This is a genomic window from Vibrio sp. YQ_11, from assembly GCF_043103065.1.
Classification (GTDB): domain Bacteria; phylum Pseudomonadota; class Gammaproteobacteria; order Enterobacterales; family Vibrionaceae; genus Vibrio; species Vibrio parahaemolyticus.
Map to the genome: position 1 here is coordinate 1 of NZ_JBICJM010000004.1, position 12,336 is coordinate 12,336.

General features: G+C 44.5%; 10 protein-coding genes. 4 read left to right on the forward strand and 6 right to left on the reverse strand.

Features of this window, described 5'->3' with window-relative positions:
* Nucleotides 1-60 precede the first annotated feature (60 nt).
* A complete protein-coding gene (locus ACF8EG_RS00280) occupies nt 61-1,035 on the reverse strand; it encodes a chemotaxis protein CheV (protein WP_005481272.1) in 975 nt (324 codons plus the stop codon).
* A 548-nt stretch (nt 1,036-1,583) separates the two neighbouring features.
* Between ACF8EG_RS00280 and ACF8EG_RS00285 the strand changes: the two genes are divergently transcribed.
* From ACF8EG_RS00285 to ACF8EG_RS00300, 4 genes are all read left to right on the forward strand, one after another.
* On the forward strand, nt 1,584-1,919 hold the full coding sequence (locus ACF8EG_RS00285; protein WP_228089283.1) for an Hpt domain-containing protein: 336 nt from the start codon (nt 1,584-1,586) through the stop codon (nt 1,917-1,919).
* 96 nt (nt 1,920-2,015) lie between these two features.
* Nucleotides 2,016-3,647: a response regulator gene (locus ACF8EG_RS00290; protein WP_069505343.1), complete on the forward strand. Its 1,632-nt coding sequence runs from the start codon at nt 2,016-2,018 to the stop codon at nt 3,645-3,647.
* Nucleotides 3,648-3,720: 73 nt separating this feature from the next.
* Nucleotides 3,721-3,885 (forward strand): hypothetical protein, encoded by a 165-nt coding sequence (locus ACF8EG_RS00295; RefSeq protein ID WP_005454149.1) that lies wholly within the window; start codon nt 3,721-3,723, stop codon nt 3,883-3,885.
* Entirely contained in the window at nt 3,878-4,486 is a 609-nt protein-coding gene (locus tag ACF8EG_RS00300) for a response regulator transcription factor (protein WP_025553259.1), read from the forward strand. The genes ACF8EG_RS00295 and ACF8EG_RS00300 overlap by 8 nt, the downstream gene beginning before the upstream one ends.
* A 10-nt stretch (nt 4,487-4,496) precedes the next feature.
* On the opposite strand, the gene ACF8EG_RS00305 is transcribed toward ACF8EG_RS00300, so the two are convergent.
* The 5 genes from ACF8EG_RS00305 to ACF8EG_RS00325 form a co-directional block, all read right to left on the reverse strand.
* Nucleotides 4,497-5,384 (reverse strand): LysR family transcriptional regulator, encoded by an 888-nt coding sequence (locus ACF8EG_RS00305; protein ID WP_005489294.1) that lies wholly within the window; start codon nt 5,382-5,384, stop codon nt 4,497-4,499.
* A 159-nt stretch (nt 5,385-5,543) separates the two neighbouring features.
* Entirely contained in the window at nt 5,544-6,914 is a 1,371-nt protein-coding gene (locus ACF8EG_RS00310; RefSeq protein WP_206926149.1) for a GGDEF domain-containing protein, read from the reverse strand.
* Between the two features lie 9 nt (nt 6,915-6,923).
* Nucleotides 6,924-7,520 carry a response regulator transcription factor gene (locus ACF8EG_RS00315; RefSeq protein ID WP_025587545.1) on the reverse strand — a complete coding sequence of 199 codons (597 nt, stop codon included), beginning with the start codon at nt 7,518-7,520 and terminating at the stop codon, nt 6,924-6,926.
* Complete coding sequence (locus ACF8EG_RS00320; protein ID WP_069505339.1) at nt 7,513-8,679, reverse strand: EAL domain-containing protein; 1,167 nt, start codon at nt 8,677-8,679, stop codon at nt 7,513-7,515. Before ACF8EG_RS00320 ends, ACF8EG_RS00315 begins: the two co-directional genes overlap by 8 nt.
* Complete coding sequence (locus tag ACF8EG_RS00325; protein ID WP_069505337.1) at nt 8,663-12,328, reverse strand: ATP-binding protein; 3,666 nt, start codon at nt 12,326-12,328, stop codon at nt 8,663-8,665. Before ACF8EG_RS00325 ends, ACF8EG_RS00320 begins: the two co-directional genes overlap by 17 nt.
* Between the last annotated feature and the right edge of the window lie 8 nt (nt 12,329-12,336).

A 12,336-nucleotide genomic window follows, 5' to 3' on the forward strand; every position in this document is an offset into this window, starting at 1 on the left:
AAGGCTGCCAATCGGCAGCCTTATTACTTTTAACTCTGTGCTTGATGAGCGATAAGCAAATTAAGCGAATACGTATTTATCCATCATATTCACCATACGACCAATTTCTGGCTTGGTAATGGTGTCATTAGCGCCAAGCGACAGCGCTTTTGCTCGGTTATCTTCACTCATTAGTGACGAGAACATGATAATTGGCATTTGGCGGAACGCTTCGGTTTCACGCAACCTTTTCACTAAATGCATTCCATCCATTCGAGGCATTTCTACGTCCGTCACAACCGCATCCAGCAGTTCTCGTACTGGTAGCTGTTCTTCTTTCGCAACTTCAATCAGGCTCATCAATTTCTCATGCGCTTCACCACCATCTTTACAGGTGATAACGTTGTAACCTGACGACGCCAAAGTATCTTGAATCAGAGAACGGATGAACGCGGAGTCGTCCACAACCATGATGGTTTTCGCGTTACGCTTACCAACCATGCGCTGGTTCAAATCAACAGATTTATCCACTTTCACGTCGTATTTTTCCATACTCAGCTCAGGGTTAATGTCTGCAATGATCTTTTCAAAGTCGAGGATCATAATCAGGTTGCCATCTTTGCGAACGACCGCCACAACACAATCCTGCTCACCGGCTTCTAAAAACTGACTTGGCGATTCCACATCATTCCATGAAATACGGTGAATACGTGAAATGCTGTCGATTAGGAAGCCATTGGTCATCTTGTTGAAATCGGTAACGATAACAAACTTGCGCTCAAGGTCTTGTCGCGTAGGGACACCTAACCAACCAGCCAAATCGACTAAAGGCGTTAGGACATCGCGAGATGAGAACACACCAATCATATGAGGTTGCGCGTTCGGATAATCTGTCGTCTCTGGCACGCGAATCACTTCACGTACTTTGGCAACGTTAATACCGTAATAACAGGTTTTGGTGCTGCCGTCTGGCAATTGTTTTTCTAGGTGAAACTCAATAATTTCGAGCTCATTGGTACCACTTTCAGTCAAAATGGTGCTGGTTACGTTACTCATAGACCCAATATCCAAAAAACGCGTCAAGAAAAGGCTTGATGCAATACCGTAAAGAACTTCTTCCTACGGCAAAAAATCCAAGCGTCCTTTTTAGTCTTTACGACTGTGTTTGTAAACCTTCAAAAGGACGATTACTGCACACTTCCATCTCAAACAGTGAAAATATATCTCAATTTTGAACAAGACTTCGGTAGAGATTACACTCTCCCGCCTTCGTTACGTTCTATAGCGGCCATAACACTGAAAAGTTTAGGAATAATTTGAGCGAATGCTTTATGCCACAAGCAAAGTTACAACTCAGAAGATAGCAATAAAATGCCACTCATTTCTAACATGAAGAAATTTGAAACGTAGCTATCGAGTGTAGTGCAGCAACCTCTCCCTTATTGGCTTCCTATTTTGATGTAGGAAAAGCCTCACAACCACAACAAAACATTAGATATCAATAATTTAGAATTAGTTTAAAAACAGTCCTATACTTGACCCGTTTCTTAAAATTAATAACTATTTATCTGTTCTTAATCAATAACAAACGATGCTCCACTTATATGAATTCAGACTCTTCTCTACATACTCAATGGTTAACTCACTTTCCAGCCGATATGCAACACCACATGGCAACGGTGTATCTGGAAACCATGACAGAAGATCTCGAAGCGTTAAAAGCGCATCTACACGAACCAAAACATTTACTCCAGACCGTGCACAAGATTAAAGGCGGGCTCGCACAAATAGGCTTGGAGCATATTCATCAATCCGCTTTATTGACCGAACAATTGGGCCGATCTGATTCCCCCCTTTATCAAACGGCGTTAGAGAAACTCATCACCGATCTAGAGCTAAGCATTGAAGACGTTCATCATTGGGTTAGTCAACATACGTAAAGCGATTCTCTTCCCTCAAAATAACCTCAAGAGAAGCATTTAAGCTTCCGCTGCATTGAATTTTCTTACACGCTTTGACTGCACAAGGATTGACCCATGAGTTTTGACCGTAATCTGTGTAGAGTTCTGGTCGCTGACGATTCCAGACTGGTTACGAGCAGCGTGACCGCGATACTTCGACAACTCGATTTAAGTGACATCTATTACGCTTATAAACCTTTTGAGGTCATCAATCTTTGTAAGCAAATGCATTTTGATTTGGTGATTTGTGACTACAACTTTCAAACTCAGCTCAATGGCTTTCAGTTGTTAGAAGAGTTAAAGCACGCGCAAATTCTGCCTGCACATACAACGTTCGTCTTTTTGACCAGAGAAAATGATCACAAAATCGTTCGTTCAATAGTGGACTGCGACCCTGATGACTACTTGCTAAAACCGTTTAATCACACCTTTTTTCGCAACCGACTGCTGTCAGCCATGAAACGCAGAAGCGTGCTACTACCGATTTACGAAAAACTGCGTGAGATGGACTTTGAAGGCGTGATTGAAGCCACTGATACCCTTCTTCCCTTTCATCCCGAATATTCAAAACTGATCAGACGTTACCGTGCGCATGCAATGGTGCAAAACAAACAGTTTTCTAGCGCCCGTAGCGAATACGAAAAGCTACTCAAAGAAGACAATTTTGACTGGATTAAAACTGCACTCGCCAACACGCTAATTGAGACCGATAACTTAGAAAAAGCACAAGAAGTTCTGGAAAGCTTGAGCAGTAAAAAAGAGAACCCCTACTATCACGATGAAATGTCTAACATGGCGGTGCTCAGTGAAGACATTCCTAAAGCGATCAAACACCTTAAGCAATCGACTATGTTGTTGGATGCTGGTTCTGAGCGTGAACTGGTGATCACCAACCTCTCTTTAGCCAGCGAATCTTACGATGACGCGGTCACTTACATTAAGCGCTACTACGAAAAGAACGAAAATACCTTCCGAGGTGGCATCTTCACCAAACTGAATTTTGTACGCTGCCACTTATATAGAGCGCTCAATACACCTTCAAATCAATGCTTTGAAAACCTTCTGTTTGGATTAAACCCACTGATTGGTGAAATAGAGAAGAGCTCACAATTCAAAGCCCAATTTGCATTGATTGACGCGCACATCGCGCTGATTCGTGGTGATTTAAAAGCCGCTATTTCTCAAGTCAGAGCGGTACTAGCCAGCAATCAACTGTCACACTTCTATGATCTTTACCATCTGTGCGTACTGCTCGAACGTTGTTCATTTTTAAGTGAAATGAAATCGATGTTGCCACGTGCTCGCCGAGCCATTGCCGAGGCGCAACATCCAAGTATTTTCCGAAGCCAAGTGCACATGCTCAAAAGCCTTGAAGTGCGCTTGCAAGAATCGCAGACCAAAATCGAGCAAATCAGAAGACAAATTACCGCTCAGAAATCGATTTCTACCTCTGCAATCACACCGCACTTTGATCGCTACTTTCAACTGCACGACCTTCTTCCTCACTCCAAGAAAATCTGTTTAGCGATTGTGAGGTTAGCGTCACTTCGCCCATTTGAGTATCGCGGCGAATACGCGATTTATCGTAAGCTCGAGCATTGTGACCGCGTAATACGAAACTTGTGTGATAACCGAGAATTACAATCCATTAAATACAACAACATGTATCAATATGCGAAACAGAACATCACGGTCAGCAATGGATGAATTAACGTTTTCTGTTTGTTAGTTTTCTGTCAGAGCGTGTTTTTACACAATTTTCTCATCGTTAAGTGTTTCAATGGCTGCCGCCAACATTCCAAAAAATAAGACACTGATTTTCATTTTTGGAAAGAGTCATTTTCCTTCCTCTCAGCAAGGTTTTTCCTACAATCCTACTCATCCAATCGAGCTGTTGCCTGACAGCGTACTAGTTGAAATATTAGATGAGGTTCACTTTGAATAACGTTCTTATTATCGACGACCAGCCATTGTACAGCGAAGCGCTTGCTTCTCTTGTTGAAAATGCAATCAACACAGCTGAAGTAATCCAAACCACTGACAGTGCGGAAGTAATGGAGCTCGTTCGAAGTCAAAGGATTGATTTGATTATATTAGACGTAGTGCTTGGCGACCGAGATGGTATGCGTTTAGCCAAAAACATTTTAGCGACGGGCTATCGTGGACGACTGTTGTTTGTCTCTTCACGAGACTACTCTAGCCTTTCTAAAGCCGCTTACGAAATGGGCGCTAACGGCTTCTTAAACAAGAATGAAGCAAGAGAAACTATCACCGATGCGATTGTGAGTGTGTCTCGCGGTTACTCGATGTTTAAGTCGACTCACACGCCATCATCGGGTGATGTGACGCTATCAAACCGCGAAGCTATGGTGTTCCATTACTTAGCGCAAGGCTACTCAAATAAGAAGATTTCTGAGCAGCTTTCACTGAGCGCTAAAACGATCAGTACCTACAAAACACGTATCTTGAAGAAGTACCACGCAGACTCATTGATTGAGCTGCTGCATACTATCCCTCAGTCAGAAAACATTCAGTTTTGCCGCTAAGCACTGAGAATTAAGCACTCATGTATTTTGCAATGGCGCCAGTTAACAGCTGGTGCATTGCATCATGCCGGTGACTTTGCTTCATTTGCACCACAATCTTGGGCCAACCATTCGGGTAGTAAGATTCCGGTACTCGTATAAAGTTGTATCCTTCTATTGGCGCTTGATACTCAAGCAACACCGTTGCCGCACTCTTTTTCTTAATTAGCTTCAACACGCTGCTGACATTATCTAACGCTGCAATTCGGTTGATCACCATACCGTGACTCTCCATTGCGCGCTTGGCAAGCTGCTCTTTCTCTTTCCAGCCGATGATTTCTAACATGATGAATGGTAATTGTGCAGCTTCTTCAAGAGTTGTAATCCCCAACTCTTCAGGAACCACAACCACTGCGGGTGCATAACCAATGAATTTCTGATGGACAGATTTCGGTAAGTCATCGTTAAAGTAATGAAGCTGCGCATCCACCTTGCCTAGGATGATCTCTTCAACCGTGTACTCAGTAATGGTGGCCACTGAAATGTGCGCTTTAGGGAACAGCTCCATCAAATCCATTGCGAGCAAGTGACCAAATGAGTATTGAGCGGTTTGCGGTAAACAGACTGTGATGTCTTTTTCGTAGTTTTCTGGCTCAAACTCACCACTGATTAAGCAGGTTTCAAGCTTTTCCAACGCGTCGGCAATTTTGGGCAGTTGACGCTTTAAATAGTCTGTCGGCTCCATGTGGTGAGGATGTCGGATAAACAGCTCATCGTTAAGCTGAAGTCGTAATCGGGCAAGGTATTTACTGATGGACGCTTCACTTTTCCCCATCGCTTTTGCAACGGGCTTGAGTTGGCGGTGCTTATCCAATAAGACAAGAATTTTGAGTAGGTTTAAGTCGAGATCTTTGTTCACACGCGACACCAGATGTAAGGTCAGAAAATAATTAGAGCAGCCATTGTTTGCTGGCTGCTCTAATATAAAAGACCACTCTTTCTGTTTGGTCAAATTAATCAAACAGTTATGTCATGGTTATGTCCAATCACTTGGCATTTTCATCAATAAAACTATTACTTACTGTGATTGTTGTCTGCGTTTTTTCATCTCATAGAGATCTTCATCCGCTCGAACGATAACATCTTGCAGTGATTCGTGTGATTCGTTTGCCGCAACGCCAGTGCTTACGCTGACTTCAATGTCTAACGTTTTAAGTCGGTTGTCTTTGACAACGCTACGTAACTTTTTCGCCAACATCGAAGACTGACTGATGCTGCACCCCGGCAAGATTGCGATAAACTCATCGCCCCCAGTTCGGACGAGATAATCGCTGGTTCTGAACACTTTACGCATCGCATCGGCAATGATCTCGATAACCTCGTCCCCAACGTGATGACCATAGCGATCATTGATTCGCTTGATCCTGTCGCCATCAATGGCAATGACGGAATAAGGGGCCGTTTTCAATCGGCGTTTGAATTCGCTATCTTTGAAGACCCTGCGGTTAAGTAACCCAGTTAAATCGTCTTTTGTCACATTCGTCAGTGCCGTCGCCAGACGAAGTTTGCTCTCTTTGGATTCATGCGCTTTGTTGTAATACGCCAAGGTTGCCAAAAAGAAAATAACAAACAGAAAGCTGTAATCCACCATCACTTTACTAAACGGGTACATGTAGACAATCAAGTTATTGTTGTCTGCCACAAAAGATTGGGTGTACGCGAATGATGGCCACGGATAACCTGAAAAATAGATCACCATTTGTTTGTTACCATTGGAGATCTGTACGTCGACGGCTTTCCCTTCGTTATAAAGTGATGAAAGATAGAGCTGTTCTGAAAACTCGCCGACTAACTCACCTTGGAAATAAACCGGGCTCATGATGCTTATTGCCATGTCATCCGAGTAGGTGGTTTTAAACGGCAGAGAAAACAACACGCGATCAGTCAATTGTTCTTTCCACGCAGCCAGAACGCAAGAGTAGTTGCTCTTGCACCAATCGACATCGAATGTGGCCTTCACACCTTCTAACGCTTTGATTGGGCACTCTAAAATCAACTTGCTCCCAGTATAAGAGCGAAAATACATAATGGCACTTTGTCGATTAAACGCATTCGACAAATACGCTTCGGCTTGATGCAGCGATTTACGCGCGACGGCTTCAACGTAATTCAGCTTTTCGTACGGTGACAGCGAGTAAATAGCGTCTTGGAAGCTGAACTCGGTTTGAGCTTCCACTTCATCCACGCTCAAGCCTTTGTATTGTTCGAGCTGCGCTTCCGTCAGCAGCCCCATTAAAATGACTTTTTGCTTTATTTTGGATAAGTTATTTGCGTAGGTGTTGAACTGCTTTACTTCATAAGAAATCAACACAGCGCTAATCATCATTGTTGAAGTCACAAACAGTAACGTCGCCACAAAGAAAGACAGCGCGATGCTTTTAAATGTCATGGTGTCTCCTTAAGTCCCTGCTACTCTCGTTAGCTCGATAATGTTCTTTACGTTAAATTTATCCAGTACGCGGCGTTTATAAGTGCTGACAGTTTTATCGCTAATCGACAACACAGACGCGATATCTCGATTGGACTTGCCTTGCAGCAAATACTTCATCACGGCACTTTCTCTGCTTGAAAGTTGCGGCATTTCTCTGACTTCGTTCGCGACTTGCTTAAATTTAAAGAAGGTATAACCCTTCACCACCGCTTCTATAGCGTCTTTCAGAATGTCGTGATTTTCCGATTTGCACACATAGCCATCTGCGCCAGATCGAAACGCCATTTGACTGTACATTTGGCTGGTTTCCGCCGAGAAGAAAATGACCTTGCCTTCATAACCGTGGGATTTGATGCGTTTGTAGAAATCAAAGCCGTCGCAATCGGCTAAGTTCACATCCAAAATCAGCAGTTCAATGTTGCTCTCTTTTAATGTCTTAAATGCAGACTTTGCAGACGTTGCGGTAAACACTTCATTGGTCATCCCCAGCTCTTTCAGTAAGGATTTGATTGCAACGCAAACAAGAGGGTGATCATCAAAGATCAAACAATTCATTTTATTCATATCTTTCATTCAGTATGGTTATTGCTTCTAAAGGCATGGGTTTGTCGATGTAGAAACCTTGGCAAAGGTCAATTCCGTATTCACGCATCACTTGAAGCGTGACTTCATCTTCAATTCCTTCCGCGACAAGCCGTATGTTCAAACTTTTCGCCAGCGCACAGATGGCGACAACGATGTTGCGTTTTTTCATATCGCTCTCGACACCTTGCACAAACGAGCGATCTATTTTGAGCTCGTTGAACGGCAGTTGAGCCAGTTTTTCAAACGTCGACGAGCCGGTGCCAAAGTCATCAATTGAGACGGTGACACCGTTCATTCTTAGCTTGAGTAAGTTCTTGTACAGAGATGCACTGGTTTGGAACGTGTCGCGCTCTGTAATTTCAATGGTGATTTGAGAGGGTTCAATCTCGTTCTCAAGGCATTGCTGCAAAAAACGATGTGAAAATTCCGGATCTTCCAAGTTTTCATGATCAACATTGATGGATACTTTTTGCGTCAAACCACGATGCTTGATGTCATAAATCGCGTTATTCAAGACGGCTTGGAACAACTCGGCAGAGAGATGACAACGTTCAACAATCGGCAGAAAGTGGTAAGGCGACAACACGCCATAAATCGGATGACTCCAACGCGCGAGCGCTTCATACCCAAGCACCTCTCCACTTTGCGCATCCACCAGCGGTTGGTAATAGTTTTTCACTCGCCCTTCACCCAACGCGAATAAGAACTCTTGATCTTGCACTTCGATGGGTTGAATAAACGTCGCCTTTTTGGTTTTTTCACCTTTCATTAGGCTCAGCAGTTCAACCACTTCGTTTTCGTCATACGGCTTAGGCAGCTTCCCTAACACCTCAAAGCTAAACCCTTCGCACATGGCTCGCACCGCAGAGATGATGGTCAGCTCCATCGCACTGACTAACACAACTTGTCCTTGGTATTGAATCTGATCGAGCATTTCCATCATGTCGATGCCGTCTTTTCCTGGCATCTGGATATCGCAAAAAATCACATCAAAATGCTGACGTTGCGCACATTGAATCGCATCATCGACACCGTTGAAGGACGTTACTTGCGCGCAATAGCGATTCAATATCTGCGTAAGTATTGTGGTTTGTAGTGGATGGTCATCAATCACCATCACATTAAGCTGTGTATTCATTCATCTCTGCCCAATAGTCTATATTGTCGATCTCCTGCTCGATTCGTAAAATTAACTCCGCGGCTCGCCTGTCAAACTCCGCCGCGGTGACTCGCTCTGCCTCAATGCAAAGCTCAGTCAGCATGCTGATTCCAATTGCCCCAACTGCACCTTTGATGCCGTGGATAACCCGTTTTTTATCTCGCTCAGTCGAGGCAGCTTGTAGGTTTTCAATATCCGTTGCCATAGATTGGCTAAACACACGCGCAATTTCTTTTGCGTCTTGCGTTTTAAAACGCTTAATCCAATCCGGTAATCGGGTCTTTTCTTTCTTGCCAATAAATGGCACCAAAACGGTTTTCAATTTGTTGAGGTCGTAAGGCTTGTAAAGTACATCATCAATACCGATGTCTTGTGTTCGCTCATTGGCAAGGCGAGCATCCTCTGCCGTCACACCGATGATTGGCAGCGATTTGAAACCAGACGCCCTCACATGTTTGATCAGTTCATAGCCATCCATTTCTGGCATGTGAAAATCGGTCAGCAGCAACACGACGTTTTCATCTTGGTTGATGTACTCCCAAGCCTCACGGCCGTTGTTCACAATCACAGGTTCGATACCAAGCTCACGCAGCTGCATTGAAATCACGCTTTGGTTGATTGGGTTATCTTCCGCAACTAATACCGTTCCGAGAATCCACGAAACTTCTTCGGACTTAAGATCGTCCAACTTCGTCTCTTGCTGCGTCTGGCTAAGCAAATTGAACAGCGCGTCTGGGTATTGAAGCTCTCGCAACGTGAGGCTACCGAGAATTTCTCGATCATCGCGCAGCATCACACCATCAAAGCCCGCTTCCTTGTCTTGTGCGGCGTAAAGGTTCGCCATGCTTATTGCGAGTGTTGCTGGCTGCATTTTCCATGCGTCACACCACTGACGAATGCTGAGTGGCAATGCCTCGCTGTAAGTCCAGTTCAAACACACTTCTGGTTCTGAATCACAACGCTCAATTGGCAATTTGACGGTGATCGTCGTACCCAAGCCGAATTGTGAATCGATGCAGAGCACGCCGCCCATACAGTCGATCAATCGGTCAACGATGCTCAGCCCTAACCCTGTGCCGCCATATTTGCGCGTAATGCTGTCATCCGCTTGAACAAACGGGTTGAGAATGCCTTCGAGTTGGCCATCCGTCATGCCAATGCCCGTATCTGCAACTTTCAAAATAAGCTGCTTTTCGTGCAGGATGACACTGATTCCGATCTCGCCTTCTGCTGTGAATTTCACGGCATTTGAGAGCAGATTGGTGGTGATTTGCACTAATCTCAGTGCATCGATTTCAATGAACGCATCCGAAAACGGCTTGATCGTAACTTTGTAATCCAAACCTTTCGCAAGCGCTCTTGGCTCGAAGCTTCTAAACACATCGCACAAGGTTTTGAGTAAGTCGGTTTTAGCGGGAGCAACGGTTAACTGCCCTGCTTCCAGCTTTGAGTAATCCAACACTTCGTCTACTAACACATTCAAATGATTGAGTGATCGCATGGCCTGAGCGATCAACTCGCGATTTGAATCGGCCGTCACTTGGCGATTCAGCAAATCGAGGATGCCGTGCGCCGCCGATAATGGGGTTCTTAACTCGTGACTCATGGTCGCTAAAAAGTTTTCACGGGCGCGCACTGCAGTTTGTGCTTCTTTTTGCGCATCAATTAACGCCTGCTCACGCTCTTTTTGCTGAGTAATGTCTTGGATCACAGTCAGCACAAACTTCTTCTTCCCACTTGGAGACGCGATGGTTTTTCGCTCACGATACACATGTTTAATACCGAGTTCGCACCCCGCAGACGCGACCTCTTCCGAGATGCGTTGTCCGCCAACTACAGTGGCCAATTCATCCGAGTTGTTCACGAGAGGCGCATTAGTCGAGCAGCTTTTCAGCTTACATTCTTGGCATTGCTTGCTCTTGTAGTTGGCACAGTTGCTCATTTCCAACTGGTTATCTTCACCGTGAATAAACACCAAGCTGTTAATTTCTTGAATGATGCCCATCAGCCATTGTTTTTCCGCTTCTTCATTGTTGGCATTCAGCTCAGCTAATTTCACCTTTAGACGTAGGTGCGCAAGAATGAAATACGCGGCAGCAAACATCAGAGAAAAAGCGACCGCACCTGCCAAGAAAAATTTTGCCATTTGCTCATCGTCGTAGCCATAAACTAGATTGAAGCTTCGGTGCGAGCGCAGAAGTTTTTCTATCTCATTTGAGTCAATGGTTTCGATGATGCTGTTGAGCATGTGTTGGAGCTGCGTATTGTGTTTTGCAACTGCAAACGCATTCGAGAACGTCAGAACGTCTTGCTCATTGATCACCAAACCATCGACCTGATCTTGCGCAATCATGCTATGAACAACGTCATCAGGAATGTAAGCCACGTCCAAAGCGCCCGATTTCAAATCCGCAAGCAACTGTTTTAAATCGTCATAACGTTCAAAACGGTCCTGTTGCCACACACCTAAGTGCACCAACCCTTGCTTCTTTAAACTCAGTAGAATGCCCGCTTTTTCTGGCGAAGACTTGTCGCGTTCGCTCTCTTCTGCTTGGATAGAAACGTAATTGCTGTGCATGAATGGTTTAGTAATCAGCCAGTCTGACTTAGGCACTGGGCCCACATAAGATACCGGGACAATATCGGCATCAAACGCCGTCAACCCATTAGAAAGACTCGACGTCGGTTTCACATAACTAAAGGCCAAACCCGTACGCGACTGAATTAAGTCGATAAAGTCTGGGAAGAATCCGTCCAGCTTACCCGTGTGCGAATCTCGATAGAGAAATGGATACGCTTCATCACTGCTGCTGTACGTGATCGTTAAGTTACTTTTATGATTACGACGGTACGCCACCAGCAACTTGTCGTTGATGTGATACGGGTTTTTTGATGCCACAGAACGAACGTTTTTACCGCTCTGCTCCCATTCAAGAATTTTGTCGATGTTGTCGATCAGTTTCTGGTTGTCTAGTGAGGCGATAAAACTCACCTCTTCTTCCTGCAGCCAATTCGGAATATCGACAATTCCTTTCACAATATCATTAGCATCAAGGTATTCGGTAATGCCCACATAGGTGTAAATCAACGCGTTAGCTTTACCACGTCGAACGTCATCAAAGGCTTCTAAACGCGTTTTCACATAGATAATGTTGTCGATGCCCTGCGAGGTTAGATTGTCGCAGTACACGCTACCTTCCACACACACCCATTTGATATCGCGAATACCACGATCTTTATAGCTAGCATCGCGATACCAAGCAGCGATGGTGCTGAAGAAAAAGGGTTTCGAAAACAGAAAACGCTTCTCTCTTTCTGGCGTTTTGCTAAAACCCACAGCGCCATCAATCACACCGTTTTCAACATCGTCAAGCAATGGCGGAATGTGTTGATAAGCGCGCAGTTCTAGGTTGAGCCCAAGAACCTTCGCGATGTTAGAGAGATAATCGAGGTTGATGCCGTAAAATGGACCGACACTGTCTACAACGGAATTTGAAGAGTCGTTTTGTGTGATAACGCCGACTACGATGCTATCTTTTGTATTTTCTTTCGCAAGCGCATTAAAGGAAACCGCAAGACTGGTTACGGTTGCGGTAAGTATGATTATTTTTCTTAGAATGCTGAACATAAATGCTT